The 24,891-nt window shown below is 72.8% G+C and carries 19 protein-coding genes and 1 pseudogene; 7 read left to right on the top strand and 13 right to left on the bottom strand.

The annotated features are described in order from the left end of the window. Nucleotides 1–38 precede the first annotated feature (38 nt). The 7 genes and pseudogenes from ABZ934_RS10515 to ABZ934_RS10485 form a co-directional block, all read right to left on the bottom strand. Nucleotides 39–974: a glutamate ABC transporter substrate-binding protein gene (locus ABZ934_RS10515; RefSeq protein WP_361311393.1), complete on the bottom strand. Its 936-nt coding sequence runs from the start codon at nt 972–974 to the stop codon at nt 39–41. A gap of 152 nt (nt 975–1,126) precedes the next feature. Beyond that, nucleotides 1,127–2,410: a hypothetical protein gene (locus ABZ934_RS10510; protein WP_361311391.1), complete on the bottom strand. Its 1,284-nt coding sequence runs from the start codon at nt 2,408–2,410 to the stop codon at nt 1,127–1,129. Between the two features lie 363 nt (nt 2,411–2,773). Next, on the bottom strand, nt 2,774–3,775 hold the full coding sequence (locus tag ABZ934_RS10505; RefSeq protein WP_361311389.1) for a BadF/BadG/BcrA/BcrD ATPase family protein: 1,002 nt from the start codon (nt 3,773–3,775) through the stop codon (nt 2,774–2,776). Between the two features lie 65 nt (nt 3,776–3,840). After that, the gene (locus ABZ934_RS10500) at nt 3,841–5,133 is read right to left on the bottom strand and encodes a 6-phospho-beta-glucosidase (RefSeq protein ID WP_361311087.1); all 1,293 of its coding nucleotides are present in this window, start codon (nt 5,131–5,133) and stop codon (nt 3,841–3,843) included. Nucleotides 5,134–5,138: 5 nt separating this feature from the next. Continuing rightward, nucleotides 5,139–5,295: pseudogene (locus tag ABZ934_RS10495) on the bottom strand (carbohydrate ABC transporter permease); the annotation flags it as partial. A 10-nt stretch (nt 5,296–5,305) separates the two neighbouring features. Next, the gene (locus ABZ934_RS10490; protein ID WP_361311084.1) at nt 5,306–6,595 is read right to left on the bottom strand and encodes an ROK family transcriptional regulator; all 1,290 of its coding nucleotides are present in this window, start codon (nt 6,593–6,595) and stop codon (nt 5,306–5,308) included. A 129-nt stretch (nt 6,596–6,724) separates the two neighbouring features. Beyond that, complete coding sequence (locus tag ABZ934_RS10485; RefSeq protein ID WP_361311082.1) at nt 6,725–7,780, bottom strand: mechanosensitive ion channel family protein; 1,056 nt, start codon at nt 7,778–7,780, stop codon at nt 6,725–6,727. A gap of 287 nt (nt 7,781–8,067) precedes the next feature. Between ABZ934_RS10485 and ABZ934_RS10480 the strand changes: the two genes are divergently transcribed. From ABZ934_RS10480 to ABZ934_RS10465, 4 genes are all read left to right on the top strand, one after another. Then, nucleotides 8,068–8,604, top strand: a complete 537-nt coding sequence (locus tag ABZ934_RS10480) for an HNH endonuclease (RefSeq protein ID WP_361311079.1) — start codon at nt 8,068–8,070, stop codon at nt 8,602–8,604. A gap of 217 nt (nt 8,605–8,821) precedes the next feature. Then, nucleotides 8,822–9,049 (top strand): hypothetical protein, encoded by a 228-nt coding sequence (locus ABZ934_RS10475; protein WP_361311076.1) that lies wholly within the window; start codon nt 8,822–8,824, stop codon nt 9,047–9,049. A gap of 29 nt (nt 9,050–9,078) precedes the next feature. Continuing rightward, nucleotides 9,079–11,118, top strand: a complete 2,040-nt coding sequence (gene malQ / locus ABZ934_RS10470; RefSeq protein ID WP_361311074.1) for a 4-alpha-glucanotransferase — start codon at nt 9,079–9,081, stop codon at nt 11,116–11,118. A gap of 20 nt (nt 11,119–11,138) precedes the next feature. Next, nucleotides 11,139–11,378, top strand: coding sequence for a hypothetical protein (locus ABZ934_RS10465; protein ID WP_361311072.1), 240 nt, complete (start codon nt 11,139–11,141; stop codon nt 11,376–11,378). A 158-nt stretch (nt 11,379–11,536) separates the two neighbouring features. Here the strand turns inward: ABZ934_RS10465 and ABZ934_RS10460 are convergent, their stop codons facing one another. Continuing rightward, nucleotides 11,537–12,034, bottom strand: a complete 498-nt coding sequence (locus tag ABZ934_RS10460) for a MarR family transcriptional regulator (RefSeq protein WP_361311070.1) — start codon at nt 12,032–12,034, stop codon at nt 11,537–11,539. Nucleotides 12,035–12,183: 149 nt separating this feature from the next. On the opposite strand from ABZ934_RS10460, the gene ABZ934_RS10455 reads away from it, so the two are divergent. From ABZ934_RS10455 to ABZ934_RS10445, 3 genes are all read left to right on the top strand, one after another. Next, the gene (locus ABZ934_RS10455; protein WP_361311068.1) at nt 12,184–13,152 is read left to right on the top strand and encodes an EamA family transporter; all 969 of its coding nucleotides are present in this window, start codon (nt 12,184–12,186) and stop codon (nt 13,150–13,152) included. A 143-nt stretch (nt 13,153–13,295) separates the two neighbouring features. Further along, nucleotides 13,296–14,144, top strand: coding sequence for a DMT family transporter (locus tag ABZ934_RS10450; protein WP_361311387.1), 849 nt, complete (start codon nt 13,296–13,298; stop codon nt 14,142–14,144). Nucleotides 14,145–14,154: 10 nt separating this feature from the next. Next, entirely contained in the window at nt 14,155–15,072 is a 918-nt protein-coding gene (locus ABZ934_RS10445; RefSeq protein WP_361311066.1) for a LysR family transcriptional regulator, read from the top strand. A gap of 83 nt (nt 15,073–15,155) precedes the next feature. Here the strand turns inward: ABZ934_RS10445 and pepN are convergent, their stop codons facing one another. From pepN to ABZ934_RS10420, 5 genes are all read right to left on the bottom strand, one after another. Further along, nucleotides 15,156–17,750: an aminopeptidase N gene (gene pepN / locus ABZ934_RS10440; protein ID WP_361311064.1), complete on the bottom strand. Its 2,595-nt coding sequence runs from the start codon at nt 17,748–17,750 to the stop codon at nt 15,156–15,158. A gap of 170 nt (nt 17,751–17,920) precedes the next feature. Continuing rightward, nucleotides 17,921–18,952, bottom strand: coding sequence for an aspartate-semialdehyde dehydrogenase (locus ABZ934_RS10435; RefSeq protein ID WP_361311062.1), 1,032 nt, complete (start codon nt 18,950–18,952; stop codon nt 17,921–17,923). A 279-nt stretch (nt 18,953–19,231) separates the two neighbouring features. Further along, nucleotides 19,232–22,561, bottom strand: coding sequence for a S8 family serine peptidase (locus ABZ934_RS10430; protein WP_361311060.1), 3,330 nt, complete (start codon nt 22,559–22,561; stop codon nt 19,232–19,234). Between the two features lie 274 nt (nt 22,562–22,835). Continuing rightward, complete coding sequence (locus ABZ934_RS10425; protein WP_361311058.1) at nt 22,836–23,405, bottom strand: CGNR zinc finger domain-containing protein; 570 nt, start codon at nt 23,403–23,405, stop codon at nt 22,836–22,838. 398 nt (nt 23,406–23,803) lie between these two features. Beyond that, the gene (locus tag ABZ934_RS10420; protein ID WP_361311055.1) at nt 23,804–24,766 is read right to left on the bottom strand and encodes a hypothetical protein; all 963 of its coding nucleotides are present in this window, start codon (nt 24,764–24,766) and stop codon (nt 23,804–23,806) included. Nucleotides 24,767–24,891: the final 125 nt, after the last annotated feature.

Genomic DNA, 24,891 nt, shown 5'->3' with positions numbered 1-24,891 from the left:
ACCCTGATACCCATCCCGACGCCGATCCCGCCACGGCCTCAGCCGTCCCGGTACTTCGGCGCGGGCGGGGCGGTCACGTTCGGCAGCACGGCCGCGAGGTGCGTACGGTACGCCTGCATCCAAGGGCTGTCGTTGCCGCCCGCGCGGTAGTCCTCCAGCACCTTGTTGACGCGGCGCACCAGGTCACCGGCGTCCTTGTTCATCGCGACGCCGTAGAACTCGCGGGTGAACGGCGAGCCGACCAACTGCACGGACGGGTCCTGCGCCGCCTGGCCCGCCGCGAGGGCGTTGTCGGTGATGATGCCGTCCACCTCGCCCAACTGGAGCCGGACCAGACAGTCCAGCTGGTTGGCCACGGAGACGGGGACCGCGCCGTACGACCGGGTCTTGAGGGCGGCCTCCGCGGTGGAACCCGAGGCCGTGCAGATCTTGCGGCCGCCCAGCGAGGCGTCGTACCCGGTGATCGGGGAACCCTTGGGGGCCAGCACCTGCTGACCGGCCTCGAAGTACGCCGTCGAGAAGGCGACGTCCTCCAGGCGCTTGCAGTTGATCGTCATGGCCCGCACCACGATGTCGACGCGGTTCTCCTTGAGCGCCGGAATGCGCTGACTGGTCGGGATGGCGCGGTAGATGACGGCGTTCTCATCGCCGAGGATGTCCTTGGCGATGGCCTTGACCAGCGCGATGTCGAAGCCGTCGAGGTGGCCGTCCGGCTTGCGGTAGCCCCACTTGAAGCTGTTCTGGTCCACACCCGCGACGAGCTTGCCCGCCTTGCGGATGCGTTCGATCGTCGGCCCGTCCGCCCCGGAGGGGCGCAGGCCGGCCTCCGGGTCCTGGCAGGTGTCGGCCGGGGCCGCCGGGGCCAGCGCCATCGTGGCGGGCGGCCGGACCGCGCCGGGTCGGATGGTGTCCGGCGCCGCCTGGGCCAGCGGCAGCAGCACGGCCGCCGCGGTCAGCGCGCAGGCGGCCGCCATCGCGCCGACACCGCCCCAGCCGCGCAGCCGGCCCGCAGGCCGCCGGGCCCCGGCGCCCCCGGGCTGCCCGCCCGCGGCTCGGCCGCGCTCGGCGGCGGGGCCCGCGCCGGAGCCGTACCCCTGGTCCCGCCCCGCCCGTATCCGCATCGATCTCACCTGTACTCCGAAAGCCTGCGACCGATGCCGAGCAGTGCCGCCGCCGCGCCGACGACCGCCAGGGCCGCCGCGCCCGTCACCAGACCGCCCAGCGCCCCGAGTCCGCCCCGGGCCGCCTGAGTGAACTGCTTCTGCTCGTGCGCCACGGCCTGCTCCAGGGAGGCGTCCACCGTGTCGAACGAGGCCCCGCTGCTGTCCTTGTGGTCCTTGTCGCCGATGACCTGCGGCAGCGCGAGTTCGTAGTCGCCGCGCATGTCGGTCTCCCGGGCCGCCGCGTGCCGCTGCTTCCACTGCGCCACGCCCGCGATGGCCTGCTGGACGGGCCGGCGACCACCGCTGTCGTCGGCCAGCCGCAGCGCCGTCGCCAGCCCCGCGTCCAGCTCCTTCATGTTCTTCGTGAACTCCACGTCGTACTTGTCGGACGTCTTGTCCTCGGCCAGTACGGCGCCGCGCGCGATCAGCGTCAGGTTCTCGCCGGCGCGCGCCTGGAGCGAGGCGATCCGAGCGTCGTTCAGCACCTTCAGCGACTCCTGCCCGCCCGACCGGGCCTCACTCAGGTCCGACCGCGCCAGCGTCTGACCGACGGTCAGCCACAGCAACACCACCACCGCGGCGGCCGTCGCCGCGACGAGACCGTGGTTGAAGACGCGGTGGGTCCGAAGGTAGTTGCGCCGCTGCGCCCATACCAGGGCGGCGAGGGCCAGCAGGCCGGTGACCGTCGCGGCCGGCGGCCAGGAGCGGGCGTCGTCGTAGTCCTGGTAGAGCCGCCCGGTCTCCGCCTCGTAGAGCCGCTGGGCGGCCGGCAGCAGCACCGTGCTCATCTGCTCGTTGGCGTAGCGCAGGTAGGCGCCGCCGAGGGGCAGGCCCTGCCGGTTGGTGGCCCGCGCCTGCTCGATCAGGCCCGTGTAGCGCGGCAACTGCTCCCCGAGGAGCGCTATCTCCTTGCGGGAGTCGCCGCCGGCATCGGTGTTGGCGGCGGCGTTCACCAGCAGGCGGGACGCGTTCGCGATGTCCTTCTCGTACCGTTCGCGGACCTCGCGCGGCTCCTGCGCACCGGCGAGGAAACCGCTGGAGGAGGCCGTGTCCGCATCCGCGAGGGAGCGGTAGATGCTCGCCGCGTCGGCGCTCAGCGGCTGGCTGTGGTCCACCACGCCCTTTGCGGCGCTCATCCGGCCGGAGACCTCCCACACCGCCGCCGTGCCGAACAGCAGTACCAGGGCGGCGAGGACGGCCCCGATGATGCGCAGCCGGCCCGGTTCGGTGGTGGCGGACGCGCGCAGTCGCTCGACGCCTTCGGCCCAGGCGGTGCCCCGCCCGGGCGGGGCGGGTTCCCGCGCGGGCGGTCCGGCGGGCGGCGTCGTGGAGACACCGCCGCCGTGCGCGGGCGCGCGTGATGTGATGGCCACCGTGACCTCCCCCTCGGTCGTGATTCCCCCGGCTGCCGGGCGGGAACACCGCCGGCTGTCACCGGGGGAGTACCCGTCGCAGCAGTATGGCCGCATCGGCGGTCAACCACAGCACCCGGTCCCGGATCTTGGGCGATCCTCCTCCGGTCCGGCGCCGCGGCCGTTCCCTCTCCCCTTCACCGTCAATACGTCCGCACGCCCGCCACGGTTCCAGACCGGCCGCCCCCGCGGGCAGGTTCACCCGAAATGGGCACGGAGCTTCCCGTACGCCTCGGCCGGCGCCCCCACCGCGTCCAGCCCCAACAGTCCCGCGCCCAACACCGGCGGGGCCGCCACCACCGACACCCGGGCCCGCGGCGCCACTTCGGCCAGCCCCGCCCCGATCGCCCCGTTCAACCGCGCGTGCCCGGCGGCGAGCACCCCGCCGCCCAGCAGGACCGGCACCTCCTCGCCCAGCAGCCCGAGCCGCCCCAGCGCCACCGACGCCATGGCCACCACCTCCCGGGCCTGCCGCTCCACGACCGCCGCCGCCACCTGATCCCCGGCCGCGGCCACCGCGAACAGCACCGGCACCAGCTCGTGCGTGCGCTCGTACCCCACCGCACCCAAGTGCAGGGCCTCGATCAGCTCGGCCATCGACGTGAACCCGAAGTGCCCCGGCACCGCCGACGCCAACTCCGTGGGCTCGCCGCGCCCGTCCTCGGCCCGGGCCGCCCACCACAGGGCCTCCCCGGCCAGGCCCGAACCGCCGCCCCAGTCGCCGGAGATCCGCCCGAGCGCCGGGAAGCGCGTGATCCGGCCGTCTGGCGCCACCCCCACGCAGTTGATCCCGGCCCCGCACACCACGGCGACCCCGTACGCGGTGCCGGTGTCCGCGAGCCCGGCCCGCAACACGGCGAAGGTGTCGTTGCGCACCTCGGTCGCCCCGCCCCAGCCACGGGCGCCGATGGCGTCCGCGAGCCGCCGTTCCTCCACCGGCAGGTCGGCGTTGGCCAGACAGGCCGACACCCGCGCCGCGTACGGGCCGCCGGGGTGCGGCGGTGCCAGGCCGGCGGCCTCGGCCGCCTGCGAGACGGCCCGCGCGAGCACGTCCACGGCGGCCTCGACCCCGGTCCGGGGCGGCTGGAAGCCCCCGGAGCGGCCGGTTCCGAGCACGGTGCCGTCCGCGCCGATGAGCGCCGCGTCCGTCTTGCTGTTCCCGGCGTCGACGGCCAGCACGGCGGCCGGAAGCCTGCCCATGGACAGCGGACCGGGGTCAAGCGGGCGGGTGCCAAGCGGGGCGGCGCGCGCCGCGGCCTCCGGGTTCACGCCCATGCCAGGTGCTCCTTGTTGTGCGCGAGCAGCCGGTCGGTCAGCCCCTCGGCGAGGTCGAACTGACCGATCAGCGGGTGCGCGAGCATGGCCCGGAACACCCGCTCGCGCCCGCCGCGCAGCGCCGCGTCCAGCGCGAGTTCCTCGTACGCGGTGACGTGCGCGATCAGCCCGGCGTACAGGGGGTCCAGCCGGGGCACCGCCAGCGGTACCGGGCCCGGGCGACCGCCGCCGCCGTCCGTGCCGTTGACGCGTGCCTGCACCTCGATGACGGCGTCGTCCGGCAGGAACGGCAGCGTCCCGGCGTTGCGGGTGTTGACGACCTGGATCGGGGAGGCACCGGCGCCGTCGCCCAGCAGCGCCGCCGCCAGGTCCACGGCCGCCTCCGAGTAGAACGCCCCGCCCCGCTCCGCCAGCAGGGCGGGCTTCTCGTCCAGGGCGGGATCCGCGTACAGGGCGAGCAGTTCCCGTTCCATCGCCGCGACTTCCGCGGCCCGCGAGGGCTTCTCGCCGAGCTCCCGGACCACCTCGTCGTGCGCGTAGAAGTAGCGCAGGTAGTACGACGGCACCACGCCGAGCCGGTCCAACACCGCCCGCGGCAGGCGCAGGTCGGCGGCGACGGTCCCGCCGTGCGCGGCGAGCAGCCCGGGCAGCAGGTCATCGCCGTCGGGGCCGCCCCGGCGCACCCCCAGCTCCCACGTCAGGTGGTTGAGGCCGACGTGGTCGAGGTGGATCTCGGACGGGGCGACCTCCAGCAGCGCCGCGAACTTCCGCTGGAGGCCGATGGCGACGTTGCACAACCCGACCGCCTTGTGCCCGGCCGCGAGCAGCGCCCGCGTGACGATCCCCACCGGATTGGTGAAGTCGATGATCCAGGCGTCGGGGCTCGCCCGCCGGACCCGTTCGGCGATGTCGAGGACGACCGGGACGGTGCGCAGGGCCTTGGCGAGCCCGCCGGCCCCCGTGGTCTCCTGGCCGACGCAACCGCACTCCAGCGGCCACGTCTCGTCCCGGAGCCGGGCCGCCTGCCCGCCGATCCGCAGCTGGAGCAGGACCGCGTCGGCGCCGGCGACACCCGCGTCCAGATCGGCGGTGGTGGTGATCGTGCCCGGGTGGTCCTGCTTGGCGAAGATCCGCCGGGCCAGGCCGCCGACCAGCTCCAGCCGCTCGGCGGCCGGGTCGATCAGCACCAGTTCGTCGACGGGCAGGGTGTCGCGCAGCCGCGCGAAGCCGTCGATCAGCTCGGGGGTGTAGGTGGAACCGCCGCCCACCACTGCGAGTTTCATCGTCGCTAGCCTTTCACTCCGGTCAGGGTGACTCCCTCGACGAACGCCTTCTGGGCGAAGAAGAAGAGGACGATCACCGGCGCCATGACCAGCACGGTCGCCGCCATGGTCAGGTTCCAGTTGGTGTGATGCGCCCCCCTTGAAGGCCTCCAGTCCGTAACTGTGGGGGGTGTCAGCGTCGGCGGGAGGTGTCGAAGACCTCGTCGCGGGTGGTGATCAGGGCGCTCTCCAGCGCGCCGCGCAGGACGGGCCGCTCGCGCACTTCGCCGGGGACCAGGCGGGGCCGGGAAGGCGCCAGTTCGGCCAGTTCGGCCTCCAGCAACGCGCGCAGCGGTTCGCCGCCCGCGCCTATCGCGGAGCCCGACAGCACCACGATCTCCGGGTCGAGTACGGCGACCAGGGAGGCCAGACCGGTCGCGAGGACGGTGGCGTACGACTGGAGGAAGCGCAGGTACGCGCCCTCGGGCCGGGCGGCGGCCCGCTCCAGCAGCGCGACGCCGACGGCGACCTCCGGGCCGCCCGGGTCCCCGCCCGCGCCCGGGTCCCCGCCCGCGTCCGGGGCCTCGCCGCGGCCCGGGGTATCGATCCTGCCAGGGGCCTCGATCCCGGCCGGGGCCTCGATCCCCAGCTCCCGGGCGAGGCGGGGCAGCACCTGCACGCCCGCCAGTTCCTGGTAGCCGCCGGTGTTGGCGCGGGTGACCTGCCGGACGAGGGGGTGGCCGGGCACGGGCAGGAAGCCCACCTCGCCCGCGCCGCCGGTCCAGCCGCGGTGCAGCCGGCCGCCGAGCACGAGCGCGGCGCCGAGCCCCTCCTCGTTCCACAGCAGGACGAAGTCCTCGTGGCCGCGGGCCGCGCCGAGCCGCTGCTCGGCGATCGCGGCGAGGTTGACGTCGTTCTCGTACTCGACCGGCATCGGCAGGGCCGCCGCCAGTTCGTCGAGGAGGGTGGGGGAGTGCCAGCCGGGCAGGTGGCCGGCGTAGCGCAACTGGCCGGTCTGCGGGTCGAAGGCGCCCGGCGTCGCGATGACCAGCCGGTGCACGTCCGAGAGCTGGAGCCCGGCGGCCTCGACGGCCCCGGCGAACGCCTCGGTGACCTGCGCGACGGCGTCGTCGCCCGCCACGGAGGGGACTTCGAAGCTGCCGACCACCTCACCGGCGAGGTCGGCGACGGCCGCGACGACCCGGCCCGGGGTCACGTCGAGCCCGGCCACGTGGGCGGCGCCCGCGTTGAGGGCGTAGAGCTGGGCGTTGGGGCCGGGACGGCCGCCGTCGGTGCCGGTGGCCACGACCAGCCCGGCGGCCTCCAACCGGGCCAGCAACTGGGAGGCGGTGGGCTTGGACAGACCGGTCAGGTGCCCGATCCGGGTCCGGGACAGCGGTCCGTGCGTCAGCAGGAGCTCCAGCGCGGCGCGGTCGTTCATGGCGCGCAGCAGGCTGGGTGTTCCGGGTGTGGCGGCGGGCATGGGACTGGTTTCTCCCTCACCGAAGCGAACTGTTAGGTAAGTTTCCTATTGCGTCCGAGGCCTGTCAATGCCGCTGCCCCGCAGGTTGTGACCTGCGGGGCAGCGGAAGGGCGGGAAGGCGCTACGCGACTACTTGGTGATGCGGGGGTTCCCCGGTGCGGCCGGGGGCGGGATCGGGTTGGTGGCCAGCGACTGCACGGAGGCCGGGTTGGCGAGCGCCGACGGCGGCGCGACGGCTGCCGCCGGGTCGGCGGCGCTCTCCTCGGCGTCGTCGGCGGCCGGCAGACCGCCGATGATGCCGATGCCCGCGGCGTCGAAGGCTTCCTTGATCCGCCAGCGCAGCTCCCGCTCCACGGCGAGCTGCTTGCCGGGCATCGTCTTCGCCGACACCTTCACCGTCATCGAGGCCAACAGCACCTCGTCCAGGCCCAGCACCTCCACCGGGCCCCACAGCCGCTCGTCCCACGGAGACTCCTTCGCCATGCCGTCGGCGACCTCCTGGATCACCTCGCGCAGGCGGGCGAGGCTCTCCGTCGGCTTGACCTGGATGGCCACGCCCGCCGTGGCCCAGCCCTGACTGAGGTTGCCGATCCGCTTGATCTCGCCGTTGCGCACGTACCAGATCTCGCCGTTGTCCCCGCGCAGCTTCGTCACGCGCAGCCCGACCTCGACCACCTCGCCCGAGGCCACCCCGGCGTCGATCTTGTCGCCGACGCCGTACTGGTCCTCAAGGATCATGAACACGCCGGACAGGAAGTCCGTCACCAGGTTCCGGGCGCCGAAACCGATCGCCACACCGGCCACACCCGCGCTCGCCAGCAGGGGCGCCAGGTCTATCCGCAGTTCGGCGAGCACCATCAGCACGGCCGTGCCGAGGATCAGGAACGAGGCCACCGAGCGCAGCACCGAACCGATCGCCTCCGAGCGCTGGCGGCGCCGTTCTGCGTTGACGAGCAGCCCGCCCAGCGCCGTCCCCTCGACGGCCTCGGCGCCCCGGTTCATCCGGCTGATCAGCTTGGTCAGCGACTTGCGGATGACCGAGCGCATGGCGAAGGCGATGACCAGGATCAGCAGGATCCGCAGCCCCATCGCCAGCCAATCGGCCCAGTTCTTCTCGATGAAGTCCGCGGCGTTCGTCACGCTCTTGGTCGCGTCACCCGTCGTCGTCGGGATGTCGTCTGCCATCGGTAGCAAAGTGGCGGGCGAGGGCACGGCGGGAAACCTCCAGGCATAGCGGTCCGCCCGAAGGGGAAAAACGGGCGGCCCCACCACACTAACGGGGGAGCCGCCTTGACCCCGTTGTCGTGTTCGAGGGAGAGACCGGACTCACGTGGGGACGAATCGGGTGTGGTGGAAAACACCTCCGACCCGTTACGAGCGCGTGGTGGCGCTTCGACCAGCCGTAAGGGGAAACTGGAGAGCAGATCGTCCCGGCGCGAGCCACGCGCCGCCGGCGTACAAGGAGGCAGTCCGTGCCGCACGTCCTGGTCCTCAACGCGTCGTACGAGCCCCTCGGCGTCGTACCGCTCCGCCGCGCGCTCGTCCTCGTCCTGGAGAACAAAGCGGTCTCCCTGGAGGAATCCGGCGCCTTCCTGCACAGCGCGACCAGAGCCGTCCCCGCGCCCAGCGTGGTCAGGCTCAAGCGCTTCGTGCGGGTCCCCTACCGGGGGCCCGTTCCACTCACCCGCCGCGCCCTCTTCGCCCGTGACGGCGGCCGCTGCATGTACTGCGGGGCCGTCGCGACGAGCGTCGACCACGTCGTCCCGCGCAGCCGGGGCGGCCAGCACGCCTGGGACAACGTGGTCGCCGCGTGCAGGCGGTGCAACCACGTCAAGGCCGACCGTCACCTGCTGGAACTCGGCTGGCGGCTGCGTCACCAGCCGGCTCCGCCGTCGGGCCTGGCCTGGCGCATCATCGGGACGGGCCACCGTGACCCCCGCTGGATGCCGTACCTGGAGCCGTACGGGGCGGAGGCGGCGCTGGACCGCATCGGGGTGTCCGCGTCCTAGGGAGAGCCCGGGCCCGGTCCGGGCGGGAGAGCCGTACGACCGGGCCGCGCCATCTCGACGGCGTACGGGTCCGCGCGCGCCCGGCGTGCCAGGCGCGGCGCGCGCCCCCGACCCGTCACGGGCGCGCCAGGAATGCCCGGCGTCCGACGGGGTAGTGCTGCGGTGTTCGCCGGGCGTGTTACATCGGTCCCACGAACCCGCGCGAAGGAGTGCTTCCATGAAAGCCCGATCCGCCCGCACCGCCACCGTCCCGCCCTCGACCCCCCGCGCCCTCCTGCCCCACCTCCGCGGCCAACGCGGCCCGGCGGACGTGCCCCACACGCCGTTGACCAGCGAACCCCCGCTCGACTGCACCGCGTACGCCCCCCTGACCAGCGAACCCCCGCTCACGAACGAGACGGCGCTGACGAGCGAGCCCACCGTGCCCACCCGCGCGGGCGACTGACCCCACCCAGCGATCAGACAGGGACCCACATGGACGACCTCGACCGGCTCGCGGCCCTGCACGGCGTCGCCACCTCCTACCAGCCCGCCGAGGAGATCACCCTGCGGGCCCCGGAGGCCACCGTCGTCGCCGTCCTCGACCGGTTGGGGGTGTCCGCCGGGGACCCGGAAGCCGTACGGGGCGCTCTGGCGGCGGCGGAACGGGCCGCGGCGGACCGGCTGCTGCCGCCCGTCGTCGTCGGTTGGGCGGGCTCGGCCCCGGCCGCGCTGGCCGGGCTCCCGCCCGGCACCACCCTGCGCGTCGCCCTGGAAGAGGGTGGTGAACTGCCCTGGGAGCCCGGACTGCCCTTGGGCGTCCACCACTTGACGGCCCGTGCCCCCGACGGCCGCACCGCCACCGCGACCCTGATCCTGGCGCCTGACCGGGCCCCGGCCGCGCCCGACCGCACCGTCCCCGGCCTGCTCGTCCAGCTGTACTCGCTGCTCTCCGCCCGTTCCTGGGGCATGGGCGACCTCGGTGACCTGGCGGCCCTGGCCGACTGGGCGGCCCGCACGCACGGCGCCGGGTTCCTCCAGGTCAACCCGCTGCACGCGGCCGTACCCGGCAACCCGACCGACCCCTCCCCCTACCGGCCGTCCTCACGCCGCTTCCCCGACCCGGTCTACCTGCGCGTCGAGGACGTCCCCGAGTACACCGGCTGCCCCGACCGGGAGGCGCTCGCGGAGCTCTCCGCCCGGGCCGGAGAGCTTCGCCGCGCGGTCCTGGAGAAGGGCGCCCTCATCGACCGGGACGCGGTGTGGGCGCTCAAGCGCGCCGCCCTGGAACTGCTGTACGCGGTCTCGCGCGAGCCGGCCCGGGACGCCGAGTTCCGCGCGTTCCGGCAGGCGGGCGGCTCCGCGCTGGCCCGGCACGCCACCTGGTTCGCGCTGGTCGAGCGGTACGGAACCGACCCCGCGGCCTGGCCCGAGGGCGCCGAGGGGGCACCGGAGACCGCCCGTGGCACCGAGTTCCACTGCTGGCTGGCCTGGCTGACCGACGCTCAACTGACCGCCGCCCAGCGCGCGGCGAAGGACGCGGGCATGACGGTCGGCCTGGTGCACGACCTGGCCGTCGGGGTGCACCCGGAGGGCGCGGACGTCTGGGCCGCGCCGGACACGCACGCCGCGGCGGCCACCGTGGGCGCCCCGCCGGACGCCTTCAACGCGCGCGGCCAGGACTGGGGCCTGCCACCCTGGCGCCCGGACGTGCTCGCCGCCCGCGACTACGCCCCCTTCCGGGCCCTGCTGCGCGGGGTCTTCCGGTACGCGGGCGCATTGCGCATCGACCATGTGATGGGCCTGTTCCGGCTGTGGTGGATCCCGCGCGACACCCCGCCCGCCGAGGGGACGTACGTCTCCTACGACGGGGAGGCGATGCTGGCCGTGCTGGTGCTGGAGGCCCACCGGGCCGGGGCCCTGGTCATCGGCGAGGACCTCGGCACGGTCGAGCACGGCGTGCGCCGGGCGCTGGCCCGGCGGGGGGTGCTCGGCACGTCCGTGCTGTGGTTCGAACGGGACTGGCAGGGCGACGGGCAGCCGCTGGAGCCGGCGGAGTGGCGGGCGGAGTGCCTGGCCACCGTCACCACCCACGACCTGCCGCCCACCGCCGCGAAGCTGGCCGGCAGCCACGTCGAACTGCGCGACCGGCTCGGCCTGCTGACCCGGCCCGTGGACACGGAGCGGGCCGAGGACGCCGCCGACACCGCCGAGTGGCTGGCGGTGTTGGACCGGCTGGGTCTGGAGGCGAAGGGCGAGGAGGCCGCCGTACGGGGCCTGTACGCCTTCCTGCTGCGCACGCCGGCTCGGCTGGTCGGCGTGTGGCTGCCCGACGCCGTGGGGGACCGGCGCCCGCAGAACCTGCCGGGCACCTGGGACCAGTACCCCAACTGGCGGCTGCCGGTCGCCGACGAGGCTGGTCGACCGGTCACCCTGGAGGCGTTGATGGCCTCGCCCCGCGCGAACGCCCTGCTGAGCGCCGTGCGGGAGGGCGCGCACACCCGTACGGCACCCCCGGGCGCGCGCCCCCTTTAGGTGTTCGCTACGTTTGCACCGTGGACAAGAAGAACGCTCTGCGCGCCGGCGCCGTCACGGCCGGAACGACGCTGATGATGCTGCTGATGACGTCTCCCGCCCTCGCGACGATCCGCGACGACGGCGACGACCCGGGTCCGGGCCTGAGCATCGGCGAGACGCTCGGCCTGTACGTGGCCACGCCGATCGCGCTGTTCCTGATCATCGCGGGTCTGGTGATCGTCGGCGACAAGTCGCGCAAGCAGCGTCCGACCGACTGATCCGGCCGCCCCGACAGGGGCGGTCTCATCGGTCATTCGTCAGAACTTCCGGGGCGCCGGGGGTCCGCACACCGAAACGGTGGGCACGGGACCCCCGGCGCCTCGTCGTGCCCTGCCCCGGCGTGCGGGGCCCGGAACACCCTGCCCGACGGGCCGGCTCAGGGGGCGCCGGCCATGAGCTTGCGCAGCAGCCCGCTGAGCGCCGTCACTTCCTCGTCCTCCAGCCCCGCGAGCGCGGCGCGCTGTACCTCCAGGCCCGCGGCGACGGCCTCGTCGATGAGCTTGAGCCCGCGCTCGGTGATCGTCACCTGGAGCCCGCGCCGGTCGTTCGGGTCGGGGTTGCGGCAGAGCAGCCCGGCCTTCTCCAGCTTGTCCAGCCGCCCCGTCATGCCGCCGCTGGTGAGCATCAGCGTGGCCGAGAGTTGTCGCGGCGAGAGGGTGTAGGGGACGCCGGACCGGCGGAGCGTGGCGACCACGTCGAACTCGCCGAGGGAGACCCCGTAGCGGTTGTAGGTGCGTTCCATCTCGTCGCTGATGGCCCGGGCGATCCGGTTGATACGGCCGAACACGGCCATCGGGACGGTGTCCAGGTCCGGTCGCACCGCGTGCCACTGGTCGGTGATCGCGTCGACGGCGTCCTTGTTGGCCTCGGTCATGAGCAAAGTATCCGGCCTCCCCTTCTTCGATCGCCAAAAGTCGCTTGACGAAAAGTAGCTTAGGGCTAAGCTACTTACAAGCAACCTAAGTAGCGGTGTTGCGAGGGGGCTTCGCCACCTCATCGCCGCGCCGTCCCCGAGGAGTCGCCGTGAACCGCCTCGCCACCGTCGCCCTGACCGCCCTGGCCCCCATCTCCTGGGGCTCCACGTACGCCGTCGCCACCGAACTGCTGCCACCCGACCGGCCGCTGTTCACCGGCGTCATGCGGGCCCTGCCCGCCGGACTGCTGCTCACCGCCCTCTCCCGCCGGATCCCCAAGGGTGAGTGGTGGTGGAAGTCCGCCGTCCTGGGGGCGCTCAACATCGGCGCCTTCTTCCCGCTCCTCTTCCTTGCCGCCTACCGATTGCCCGGCGGCGTCGCGGCCGTCCTCGGCAGCGCGGGTCCGCTGTTCGTCGTGGGGCTCGCCGCACTGGTCCTGGGGGAGCGGGCGAGCCTGCGCACCGTGCTCGCCGCCGTCACCGGCGCGCTGGGAGTCAGCATGGTGGTCCTGACGGCCGCCGCCCAGCTCGACCTCGTCGGGATCATCGCCGGCGTGGTCTCCTCCGCGTCCATGGCAGCCGGCACGGTGATGACCAAGCGCTGGGGCCGGCCGGACGGCGTGGGACCGCTGGCCATGACCGGCTGGCAGCTCACCGCCGGTGGCCTGATCATCATCCCGATCGCGGCCCTCCTCGAAGGCGCCCCGCCGGCGCTCGACGGCAAGGCGTTCCTCGGCTACGGCTACATGATGCTCATCAACACCGGCACCGCGTACTGGCTCTGGTTCCGCGGCATCGGCAAGCTCACCGCCACCTCCGTCACCCTGCTCGGCCCGCTGTCCCCGCTCACCGCGGCCGTCATCGGCTGGGCGGCCCTCGGGCAGGCCCTCTCCCCGGTCCAGCTCGTCGGCATGGCCATCGCCTTCGGGGCCACCGTCGCGGGCCAGCTCTTCGCCGCCCGCGCCGCCGCCCGCGCCACCGCCGGGGCCGGCGCGCCCACCCCGGAACCGTTCAGTTCTGCTGAAAAGACCGATCGGAACATTTCGATGGACCTGACGGCTGAGCCGGTGCGACGGTAGTCCCACGCACCGTCGATCGAATCCCGAGGGGGAGACACCCAGTGGCCGTCCTGGGCCGCACACCGTCCGCTTCACCCGCCGAGCAGCCGGCCGACGCCCGGCAGCCCGCCGGCCCGGGGAAGAAGGGCGCCGCCGGGCTCGGGGTGCTCCTGGCCCTCGTGGCGACGGTCGTCTGGTCCGGCAGCTTCGTCGCCACCCGGGGAATGGCCGAGACCGTACCGCCCGTGCAGGCCGTCTTCTGGCGCTGGGCCATCGCGGCGGTGGCCGTCGCCCCCCTCGCCGCCCGCCAGGCATGGCGGCAACGGGCCCTGATCCGGCGCCACCTGGGCTACATCGCGCTCGCCACCCTCTTCGGCGTCACCCTCTACAACACCCTCGTGCACCAGGCGGGCCTGACCACCTCCGCCTCCAACATGGGCATGATCATGGCGGCCTCGCCGGTCATCATGGCCCTCTACGCCCGCCTCGGCGGCGAACGGCTCGGCGTCCGCCGCGTCCTCGGGATGCTGCTCGCCGCCTTCGGGGTACTGCTCCTGGTCGGGGACGGCTCGCTCGGCTTCGACTTCACCGCCGGCGACCTGTGGATGTTCGCCGCCGCGCTCTCCTTCGCCACCTACAGCGCCCTGCTCAAGCGCAAGCCGGCCGAACTGGGCGGCCTCGCCTTCCTGCTGACCACCTTCGTGCTCGGCGCGCTGATGCTGGCACCCGCCTACGCCGTGTCCGTCACCGTCCAGGGCGGCTTCCACCTCACCCCCGGCACCGGCGGCATGCTGCTCTACGTCGGCGTGATGTCCTCCGCCGTCGCCTTCTTCGCCTGGAACAAGGCCATCTCCCTCATCGGAGCCGCCCGCGCCGGCATCGTCTACTACCTCCAGCCGGTCTGCGTCGCCGGCCTCGGGCTGCTGCTGCTGGGCGAGCGGACCGGCCCGGCGCAGTTGCTGTGCATGGCGTTGATCCTCGTGGGCGTGGGGCTGGGGAGTGCCCGCCGGTAGGTTCGGGCCCATGACCGAGTGGGACATCAAGAAGCTGCGCATCCTGCGGACCCTGGCCGACCGGGGAACGGTGACCGCGACGGCCGGGGCCCTGCACATGACGCCCTCGGCCGTCTCGCAGCAACTGACCAACCTGGGCCGGCAGCTCGGTGTGCCGTTGCTGGAGGCGCAAGGTCGGCGGGTGCGGCTCACGGACGCCGCCCACCTGGTCCTGCGGCACGCCGAGGCCGTCTTCGCCCAGCTCGAACGGGCCGACGCCGAGCTCGCCGGGTACCTGTCCGGCGAGGTGGGCGAGGTGCGGATCGGGGCCTTCTCCACCGCCGTGCCCGCCCTGGTGGTGCCGGCCGTCGCGGCCCTGCGCCGGACCCGGCCCGGGGTGGAGGTGCGGGTCCGGGAGACCGAGGCCGCCGAGTCCTACGCCTTGCTCTCCGCCGGGGTCGTCGACCTCGCCCTCTCCCTCGCCGCCCACGCGCCGACCGCCCGCGACCCCCGCTTCACCCGGGTCACGCTGCTGGAGGACCCGCTGGACGTGGCGCTCCCGCCCGACCACCCCCTCGCCGCCGCCCCGACCCTGCGGCTGGCCGACCTGTCGGGGGACCGGTGGATCTACGGGGGCAGTGGCCCCTGGTCGGAGATCACCCGTTCCGCGTGCGAGGCGGCCGGGTTCGTGCCGGAGCAGGCGCACTCGGCGTCGGGCTGGAGCGCGATCCTGGCCATGGTCGGAGCGGGGATGGGGGTGGCCCTCGTACCCCGCATGGTGACCGAACGCGCCTCCGGCATCGCCGTCCGCGTCCTCGCCCACGACCGTCCGGCCCGCCACGTCATCGCGGCCACCCGCGGCGGCGCCGAGTCGGCCCCGGCGCTGGCCCACGTCCTGGCGGCCCTCCGTGACGCGGCCGCCCTGCGCGGCGCCGGCTCCGCCGCCTAGCTAGGGGTGGCCCGACGGATCACGGCCGGGTCCGGACAGGGGTGTGCCCCGGCCGCCGGGGGCGGACCGGGGCACACACGGGCTCAGGACGCGGCAGCGTCCGCCGCCTGCGCCTTGAGGGCGCGCTCGACACCCGCGCGCGCCTCCGAGACCAGCCGGCGCAGACCCGCGTTCGGTTCGGCCGAGGCCAGCCAGGCGTCCGTCGCCTCCAGCGTCTCGTGGGAGACCTGGAGGGACGGGTAGAGCCCCACCGCGATCTGCTGTGCGATCTCGTGGCTCCGGGTGTCCCAGACCTCCTTGACCGCGGCGAAGTACTTCTCCGTGTACGGGGCCAGCAGCTCGCGCTGATCCATCTGGACGAAGCCGCCGATCACCGCCTCCTGCACCGCGTTCGGCAGGTCACCGGACTCCACGACCGAGCCCCACGCCTCCGCCTTGGCCTCCGCCGTCGGGCGCGCCGCCCGGGCGGTGGCCGCGTGGCGCTCGCCGGCCGCCGTGGCGTCCCGCTCCAACTCGGCCGCGATCGCCTCCTCGCCGGCCACGCCGGTCGCCACCAGGCGCTCCAGGAACGCCCACCGCAGCTCGGTGTCGACGGCCAGGCCCTCGACCCGCTCCGACCCGTCGAGCAGCGCCGACAGGTACGACAGCTGCTCCTCGGTCCGGGCCGTCGCCGCGAAGGCACGGGCCCACGCCAACTGGTGGTCGCTGCCCGGTTCGGCGCCGCGCAGGTGCTCCAGCGTCGCCTCCGTCCACGTCGCCAGGCCCTGCTCCCGCCACGCCGGGTCGGCGTACAGGTCCACGGCCAGCTTCACCTGCCGGTGCAGCGACTGCACGACGCCGATGTCCGACTCCTTGCCGATGCCCGACAGAACCAGGGCCAGGTAGTCGCGGGTCGCCAGCTCGCCGTCACGGGTCATGTCCCAGGCCGAGGCCCAGCACAGCGCGCGCGGCAGCGACTCGGTGAAGTCGCCCAAGTGCGCGGTGACGTTCGACAGCGACACCTCGTCCAGGCGGACCTTCGCGTACGACAGGTCGTCGTCGTTCAGCAGCACCACGGTCGGCCGGGCGCGGCCGACCAGCTCGGGCACCTCCGTCAGACCGCCGTCGATGTCCAGCTCGATCCGGTCGGTGCGGCTCAGCACGCCGTCCCGCAGGTCGTACAGGCCGATCGCGATGCGGTGCGGGCGCAGGACGGGCTCGCCCTTGGCACCCGCCGGCAGGGCCGGTGCCTCCTGGCGGACGGCGAAGGACGTGATGACGCCCTGGGCGTCCGTCTCGATCTCCGGACGCAGGATGTTGATGCCGGCCGTCTCCAGCCACGCCTTCGACCAGGCAGTCAGGTCGCGCCCCGAGGTCTCCTCCAAGGCGCCCAGCAGATCCGACAGGCGCGTGTTCCCGAAGGCGTGCGCCTTGAAGTACGCCTGCACGCCCTTGAAGAAGGCGTCCATGCCGACGTAGGCGACGAGCTGCTTGAGCACCGAGGCGCCCTTGGCGTACGTGATCCCGTCGAAGTTGACCAGGACGTCGTCCAGGTCACGGATGTCCGCCATGATCGGGTGCGTGGACGGCAGCTGGTCCTGCCGGTACGCCCAGGTCTTCATCGAGTTGGCGAAGGTGGTCCACGCGTGCGGCCACTTCGAGCCCTCGGCGTACGCCTGGCAGGCGATCGAGGTGTAGGTGGCGAACGACTCGTTCAGCCACAGGTCGTTCCACCACTCCATGGTGACCAGGTCGCCGAACCACATGTGCGCCAGCTCGTGCAGGATCGTCTCCGCGCGCACCTCGTACGCCGCGTCCGTCACCTTCGAACGGAAGACGTACTGGTCGCGGATGGTGACCGCGCCCGCGTTCTCCATCGCGCCCGCGTTGAACTCCGGCACGAAGAGCTGGTCGTACTTGGCGAAGGGGTAGTCGTACGCGAACTTCTCCTGGAACCAGTCGAAGCCCTGCCGCGTCACCTCGAAGATCGCGTCCGCGTCGAGGAACTCGGCGAGCGAGGGCCGGCAGTAGATGCCGAGCGGCACGGACTGCCCGTCCTTGCCCTCGTAGGAGCTGTGCACCGCGTGGTACGGCCCGGCGATGAGCGCGGTGATGTACGTCGAGATCCGCGGGGTCGGCTCGAAGCGCCAGACGTTGTCCTTGACGTCCTCCGGCTCGGCCCCTTCCGGAGTCTCCCGTGGCGAGTTCGAGACGACCGTCCAGCCCTCGGGCGCCGTCACGGTGAACCGGAAGGTCGCCTTCAGGTCGGGCTGCTCGAAGTTGGCGAAGACCCGCCGCGCGTCCGGCACCTCGAACTGGGTGTAGAGGTACGCCTGCTGGTCGACCGGGTCGACGAACCGGTGGAGGCCCTCGCCCGTGTTGGTGTAGGCGCAGTCCGCGACGACGCGGAGCTCGTTGTCACCCGCCGCCAGGTGCTCCAGCGCGATCCGGGAATCCCGGAAGACCGCGGTCGCGTCGAGCGCCTTGTCGTTCAGCACGACCTCGTGCACGGACGGCGCGACGAGGTCGATGAAGGTCTCGGCGTCCGCCTCGGCCGACCGGAAGCGCACGGTGGTCACGGACCGGTAGGTGCCGCCCTCCTGCGCACCGCTGAGATCGAGTTCGATCTCGTACGAGTCGACGGTGAGCAGCTTCGCCCGCTGCTGAGCCTCTTCACGGGTGAGATTCGTGCCTGGCACGCGGTCATCTCCTTTGATGGTGACGTTGCCGCCCCATCCTTCCACGCGCCCCGCGTCACGGCTCCGGAGTAATCCACGGGCGAACAGGGGCGGCCCGCGACCGGCCCCCGGCACACCGAAGGGCGGCACCGCGGGGGTGCCGCCCTTCGGAGCGTGCGGGTCGGGGCGGATCAGCCCTGGCGCAGCTCCTCGGCGACCAGCTCGGCGATCTGGACCGCGTTCAGCGCGGCGCCCTTGCGCAGGTTGTCGTTCGAGAGGAACAGCGCCAGGCCGTTCTCGACCGTCTCGTCCACGCGGATGCGGCCGACGTACGAGGCGTCCTTGCCGGCCGCCTGGAGCGGGGTCGGGATCTCGGAGAGCTCGACGCCCGGCGCGTCCCCCAGCAGCTCGTAGGCGCGCTCCACGCTCAGCGGACGCGCGAAGCGGGCGTTGACCTGGAGCGAGTGGCCGGAGAAGACCGGTACGCGCACGCAGGTGCCGGAGACCTTCAGCTCGGGGATCTCCAGGATCTTGCGGGACTCGTTGCGGAGCTTCTGCTCCTCGTCGGTCTCGAAGGAGCCGTCGTCCACGATCGAGCCGGCCAGGGGCAGCACGTTGAAGGCGATGGGCCGCTTGTAGACGCCGGGCTCGGGGTACTCGACGGCCTCGCCGTCGTGGACGAGCGCGGTGGCCTCGCCGGCCACGGCCTTGACCTGGCCGTCGAGCTCGGCGACGCCCGCCAGGCCCGAGCCGGAGACGGCCTGGTAGGTGGTGGCGATCAGCGCGGTCAGGCCGGCCTCGTCGTGCAGCGGGCGCAGGACCGGCATCGCGGCCATGGTGGTGCAGTTCGGGTTGGCGATGATGCCCTTGGGGCGGTTCTTGATCGCGTGCGGGTTCACCTCGGAGACGACGAGGGGGACCTCCGGGTCACGACGCCAGGCCGAGGAGTTGTCGATCACGACGGCGCCCTGCGCGGCGACCTTCTCCGCGAGCGCCTTGGACGTGGCGCCACCGGCGGAGAAGAGCACGATGTCCAGGCCGCAGTAGTCGGCCGTGGACGCGTCCTCGATGGTGATCTCGCGGCCCTCCCACTCCAGGGTCGAACCGGCCGACCGGGCCGAGGCGAACAGCCGCAGCTCGTCCACCGGGAACTTCCGTTCGGCGAGGATGCCGCGCATGACTCCGCCGACCTGTCCGGTGGCTCCGACGATTCCGACCCTCACGGTGACTCCCTCATGTGTGCTTCGACGCGGGCGCGCGTAAGGCCATCATGCGTTCGACCCCACGAGCCTTGTCCAATCCATTGTCCGAGGACCGGACGGTGTTCCGGCGACGCCCGCCCCGGGCGGGCCCGGGACGGGCGTGTCGGCGCGCTCGCGGGGAAACGTTTTACCTGGTCAGCGGGGCGTGTCGGCTTCCCGGGGAGAAACGCCCCGAGGGGCGGCGCTCGATCGAGCACCGCCCCTCGGGTTTCGTGCGTACCGCGCCGGTCTGTGCCGGGACTACGGCAGGACCTTCTCGATCTGCACGCTGCCGGTGCCCGCGGCGGTGCCGCGGCCGTTGAGCAGCTGGACCTGGCCGAAGAACTGCCGACCCTCCGGGGCCGCGCTGTTGACCAGGACGTTCGCCGAGACCTGCGCGCTCGCGCCGGTGGCGAGGTTCACCGCGGCGGCCTCGTCGACCTGGACGGAGCCCAGGGCGGACGAGAAGTACACGTCGCGGTAGTCGTACGTGGTGCTGCCGGACGGGACGGCGTAGCCGATCACCTTGACGGTGTAGGTGCCCGCGGCCGGGTTGGGCAGGCTCACGGCCTCCTCGGAGTCGCCGTCGGCGGAGGAGCCGACCTTGACGCCGTCCTTGTAGACCTCGAGGTCGAGGTCGGCGGCGGCGTCGGAGACCTTGCCGATCGCGACGTCGAGGCGCGAGACGCCCTCGCCGACCGTGACCTCGGTGGTCTGGGTCTCGCCGGCGGCGATGGTCGGCTTGGCGACCTTCGCGGAGCCGAGCGGGCCGCCCTGGAGCTTGCCGCCGGAGATGGCCGCGCCCGCGTTCTTGATGCTCCACTGGACGGGCGCCGGGGTGCCCTGCTTGACCTCGGGGAGCACCTTGACCGCGGGGTCGAAGGAGGCGCCGAGGACCGAGACGTCCAGCTTGAACGGGTTGTCGAGCAGCGGCGACGTACGGCGCGCCTCGACCTCGATCTCCCAGACGCCCGGGGTCGGGTCGGCGTAGGAGCGCAGGTCGGGGCGGCACTTGTTCGCCGGGTTGTCGTAGTTCGGGTAGCACTGGGTCGTCGCGCTGTCCTCGACGCCCACACCGTACGGGTGGATCGAGATGAAGCGCGTCTGGCTGCCCGCGGCGAGACCGCCCAGGGCGACCTCAAGGGTCTTGGCGCCCTGCGGGACCGTCACGAAGTACGACTTGTGGCTGTTGCGCTGCACCGAGGAGGTGTCCGACTGCGCGAACGACGGCTGCGTCAGCGGGGCCGACGCGACGACCGTGGCGAGGATCTGCTTGTCGATGCCCTCGGTGGTCTCGTCGTCCAGCTGCAGGATGCCGCTGTGGACGCCGGCCGACTTGACGTTGGCCTCGACCTTGATGGTGACGGGCTTGTTCAGCGGCAGGGTGACGTAGTCGTAGCCGCCGACCACCTTGAAGGTGCCGTCGTTGTTGCGCCAGCTCAGGTTGTGCCGGGTGCCGTACTTGACGCCGGTGGTGCGGGTGACGACGACGTCGTAGACCTTCTTCTGGCCGACCTTCAGGCCGCCCTCGCGGTCGTAGAGGCCGGTGCCGAAGCCCGGGGTCTTCAGGAACTGGTCGATCGCGGTGTCGACCGGGGCCTTGACGGTGAACTCGTTGGCCTTCGCGCCGCGCTGGATCGACTCCCACGCGGCGGGGATGTTGATCAGACCCGAGCCCTGGGCGTGCGCCGGGACGTCGTCGATCTTCTTCGCGGTGCTGGTGAGCGCCACGCGCAGGTTCGCCGGGGTCACGGCGATGTGCTGCTGCTTGGCCGCCGAGAGGAGCAGGGCGCTGGCGCCCGTCGCCTGCGGCGAGGACATCGAGGTGCCCTGCAGCATGGAGTAGCCGGCCGGCAGGTTGTAGCCGGCCTCCTTCACCGGGGAACCGGGCAGCCAGGTCTGCGTGGTGTTGATGGCCGCGCCGGGGGCGGTGATGGTCGGCGTGAACCCGCCGTCCTCGCGCGGACCGCGCGAGGAGAAGGGGAACATGTTGTACTTCTTGGTCACGCCGGAGCCGTAGTTGGCGGCCCAGGTCTCCTTCGAGACCGCCGCGCCCACGGAGATGACCTTGTCCGCGAGGCCGGGGTCGCCGATCGTGTTGAGGCCGGGGCCCTCGTTGCCGGCCGAGATGACCAGCTGGACGCCGTAGGTGTCGATCAGGTTCTTGTAGAGCTCGGCGCGCGCGTTGTTGCCGTCGTTGAGCGCCGGCAGACCGCCGATGGACATGTTGACGATGTCCACGCCGCGGTTGGCGACCAGGTCGATCATGCCCTCGGTCAGCGCGACGTTGGTGCAGCCGCCGGACCAGGAGCAGGCGCGCGAGGAGACGATCTTGGCGCCGGGCGCCTCGCCGTTCATCTTGCCGCCGAAGAGGCTGTTGGCGGCGGTGATGCCCGCGACGTGCGTGCCGTGCTCGGACTCGATGATGCCGATGTTGACGAAGTCGGCCTTCTTGCCGACCCAGTCACCACCCAGCGGGTCCATCGGGACGTCCTTGCGGATCTGGATCACGAAGGGGACCCGCTCGACGACGTCGGTCGCCGGGTTGTCCGTGCCGAAGTAGCCGATCTGGTAGCCGTCCTTGTACGGCTTCATCGGCTCGTTGTTCGTGAAGTCGTTGTCCTGGTCGGTGTCGACGCGGACGGTGCCGGCGACCGGGTCGTAGAGCATGCCGAACTTGTCGGTCGTGTCCCCGTCGCGGTTGACGTCACCCTTCTCGTCACCGGTCGCGGTGATCGACTCGCTGAAGCGGCTGAACTGGAAGGAGCCCTCGGGGGCCTTCCAGCTCTGACCGCCGGCGGTGAAGGAGGCGCCGGAGACCGGGGTGATCTGGGCGCGCCAGGTGGCGTCGTTGTCCGTGATCGGGTCGGTCGCGGTGACCCAGTCGACGATCTTGCGCTCGCCGGTGGTGGTCTTCTGCAGCGCCGGGTGACCGAGGTCGACGCCGGAGTCCAGGATGCCGATGGTCACGCCGCGGCCGTCGGCCTGCGGGTTCTTGGCGACGAAGTCCACCGCGCCCGTCTCGAAGGACGGGTTGTACGGGTTCTTCGCGGGGGTGTCCTTGCCCGGGCCGGGGTAGGTCTCGGCCGCGGTCCTGTTGCTCGCACCCGCGTCCTTGCCCGAGTCCGGCCGCGGGTCCGGCAGCTGGATCTCGTGCTTGAGGTCCATGGCGTGGACCGAGGAAAGCTTGCCGGCCGCCTTCAGCGCGGCCTCGGCCTTACCGGTGGGCAGCGTGGCGCGCACGTAGCCGAGCTTGTCGTTCGTCTGGCCCACCGAAGCGCCCTGGACGGCGCCGAGCTGGTCGGCGACCTGCTTGGTCTGGCCGGGCGCGGTGGCCACCATGACGGTGACGGTCGCGTCACCCTTGGCCTTGGCGTCCTGGAGCAGCTCCGCGTCGGACGAACCGAGCTTCTGGTCCGCGGACTTGACCGCTGCCGGGGCCCCCGGGTCGGTGGCTCCCGTCGCGGCGAAGACGGGCATCGCCCCGGACGCGCAGAGCGCGGCCACCAGGCCGGCGGCCGCCGCGACGCGGGCGACGCGCCTGGAGGCCGGTATTGCCCCGGATATGGAGCTGGGGGATTCGAGGGTCATCAGCATCCCTGGCTAAGTGAAAGATACGGTCCGGATTTCGGTGCCGGATGACCGGTCAGCCTTGCGCAAGTGACCAGTGTTTGGGGAGACATGTCATTGACCGAGACCTGACATGGCGGACTCTCGCCACCGTGGACCATGTGCCAGTTGGGACGCACCGGGGCATAGGGGGGCGACTCGCGGAGGTCGGCGAGTGGATTTAGCGACTTTGCGACGGCGTGTCAGGCCGACACGGGCGTCCGGACGCGCCGCGGGTGTGACAACTTTCGCCCGTTCAGCGCTCGCGCGTGCGCGCGTAGTGTCGTGATGCCTTCGCCCGGTTTCCGCAGGCGGCCATGGAGCACCAGCGCCGGGTGCCGTTGCGCGAGGTGTCGTGGAAGTGCAACACGCAGGTCTCGGAGGCGCACTTGCGGATGCGGTCCGGCGCGGAGCCCAGCAGTTCCAGGTAGTCGCGCGCCGCGATCCAGGCCGGCCCCCAGGCGGGATCGGCGAACTCGGCCCGCTCGCCCGGCCCTTCGGCCGTGAGCGTGGCCCGGATCCGGCCGTGTTCCAGCACCGCGTCGACCAGTGCGCGTGCGCTCGCGTCGGTCGGGTCCGCCACGGCGCGGGCCAGCGACTCGCGGGCGGTCAGCAGGTGCACCAGGGTCGGGGCGTCGGCGCGGAAGCGGTCGGCCAGGCCGGTGCTCTCCAGCCACACGGCGAGCCCCTCGACGCGGGTCAGTCCGAAGGCGCCCCCGAACAGGTCGGCGATCTCGCCGTCCGACATCCAGCGCGTGTTCAGCAGGTCGAGGGAGACCGGCTCGCCGGTCAGTGGACGCCGATCCGCGGGGCTCTGGGTCGTCATCACACGCCTCCTTGGTCGATCCGCGGCCGTCTCCCGCGCCTCGGCTAACCCGTCAAGCGTACGTGACCGGTTGCCGCCGAGTCTTATAACCTCTGACTGGCGCTTAGAAAGTTAGGTGCCCCGGCTCAACGGGACCCTGGAGGGCCACTCGGTGCGCCTTCGCGGTGGCGGCCGAGCAGGTCTTCGCCAACTGCCCGCAGTGCCTCCGGAAGCGGCAACCGCCGGTATGGGAGCGGCGGGGGGCGGTGTCCTGAGTCGCGGGGGCGTGCTCACCCCGGACCGGGAGCGGGCGGTGGGGGCCGCCGACACCTTCGTCGCCACCACCGCCGGGCGCGACGGGGTCGACGTGAGTCACCGGGGCGCCCCCCGCTCTGCCCGGCCGGCCCGACGCTCCCGGTTCACCGGGGCAGTACGACCAGATAGGCGGCGGGTTCGCGGTCGTCGGAGGCCGTCAGGGCGGTCCGGACGACCGCGGCCTGCTGTTCGGGCCAGTCGCGGAGCTTGCGCGGGGTGATGTGGATGACGGTCACCCCGAGCCGCTCCAGCGCGTCCCGCTTGCGCACGGCCTCCGACCACTGCTCGTCCTGGCCCTGGCGGGGCGCCCGGGTGTCGATCTCGACGGCCACCGCGTGCTCGGGCCAGAACGCGTCGACCCCGCCGAGGTGGGGGCCGCCGGGCAGGCGCAGGTCCACGTTCCAGACCGGCTCCGGAAGCTCGTAGCCCCGTACGAGCTGGTACAGCCGGTCCTCGGCGATGGCCCGGCCCTCGGCCAGCAGGGACTCGACGGCATCGACCACGTGCGGCCGGTTCAGCAGCCGGGCCACCGTCAACTCGCGTACCAATGCGGCGGGTTCACAGTGTCCGGCGCGCACGGCCTCGCTCAGGAGACGACGTACCACGCCCGCGTCGGAGAGCCGGCCGACGGCGTCGGCGACGGCGCGGGCCACGGGGGCGACGGGCAGGCCGGTCACCTCCGCCGGCCGGGGCGGGGTCTGCGCGCGGATGATCCTGACGCCCCCGGTGGAGCGGAGCCGGCGGGTGTTGGAGACGAGCACGTCGATGTGCGAGAGCGCCGTGAGCGCGGGGGCCGCGCCGAACCGGTACAGCGCGAGGGCGGCCAGCCCGGTGATCATCGCGTCGTCGTCGGCGCGGCGCCCGGCGTACAACAGCGCGGCGTGCAGCCGCTCCTCGCTGGTCGCGGGGCCGGAGTGGAGCAGGAACACCCCGGGCAGGATCTGCTGCCAGGCCCGGCCGGCGGCGTCGGAGGCGCTCACGCCGTGCTCGCGGAGCTGCGCGAGCGTCAGCACGCGGGGGCGGCTGCCGGTGAGGTGAGTGAGGGGGAGGGGCGTGTTGTGGTTCATGACGCGGAGATTCCCGCGCGGCGGGGGCCCGCTAACCCCTGTTACAGTCCCGTCGACAAATCGGGACAAGCCCGCACTAAAGTACGGCCGTTCGAAAGCCGATACCGCCGTTCGCATCCCGCCCG

It is taken from the genome of Streptomyces sp. NPDC046557 (assembly GCF_040645975.1).
Classification (GTDB): domain Bacteria; phylum Actinomycetota; class Actinomycetes; order Streptomycetales; family Streptomycetaceae; genus Streptomyces.
Note: the sequence above shows the minus strand (reverse complement) of the source record. Positions and strands in the feature narration are given on the sequence as shown.

What these genes read in the sequence shown, in the direction of transcription:
- ABZ934_RS10505 (WP_361311389.1), bottom strand. Translation starts at nt 3,775, where the DNA reads ATGGGCAGGCTTCCGGCCGCCGTGCTGGCCGTCGACGCCGGGAACAGC.
- ABZ934_RS10485 (WP_361311082.1), bottom strand. Translation starts at nt 7,780, where the DNA reads ATGGCAGACGACATCCCGACGACGACGGGTGACGCGACCAAGAGCGTG.
- ABZ934_RS10475 (WP_361311076.1), top strand. Translation starts at nt 8,822, where the DNA reads ATGAAAGCCCGATCCGCCCGCACCGCCACCGTCCCGCCCTCGACCCCC.
- ABZ934_RS10445 (WP_361311066.1), top strand. Translation starts at nt 14,155, where the DNA reads ATGACCGAGTGGGACATCAAGAAGCTGCGCATCCTGCGGACCCTGGCC.
- ABZ934_RS10420 (WP_361311055.1), bottom strand. Translation starts at nt 24,766, where the DNA reads ATGAACCACAACACGCCCCTCCCCCTCACTCACCTCACCGGCAGCCGC.
- ABZ934_RS10500 (WP_361311087.1), bottom strand. Translation starts at nt 5,133, where the DNA reads ATGAAACTCGCAGTGGTGGGCGGCGGTTCCACCTACACCCCCGAGCTG.
- ABZ934_RS10490 (WP_361311084.1), bottom strand. Translation starts at nt 6,595, where the DNA reads ATGCCCGCCGCCACACCCGGAACACCCAGCCTGCTGCGCGCCATGAAC.
- ABZ934_RS10425 (WP_361311058.1), bottom strand. Translation starts at nt 23,405, where the DNA reads ATGACGACCCAGAGCCCCGCGGATCGGCGTCCACTGACCGGCGAGCCG.
- malQ (WP_361311074.1), top strand. Translation starts at nt 9,079, where the DNA reads ATGGACGACCTCGACCGGCTCGCGGCCCTGCACGGCGTCGCCACCTCC.
- ABZ934_RS10430 (WP_361311060.1), bottom strand. Translation starts at nt 22,561, where the DNA reads ATGACCCTCGAATCCCCCAGCTCCATATCCGGGGCAATACCGGCCTCC.
- ABZ934_RS10515 (WP_361311393.1), bottom strand. Translation starts at nt 974, where the DNA reads ATGGCGGCCGCCTGCGCGCTGACCGCGGCGGCCGTGCTGCTGCCGCTG.
- ABZ934_RS10460 (WP_361311070.1), bottom strand. Translation starts at nt 12,034, where the DNA reads ATGACCGAGGCCAACAAGGACGCCGTCGACGCGATCACCGACCAGTGG.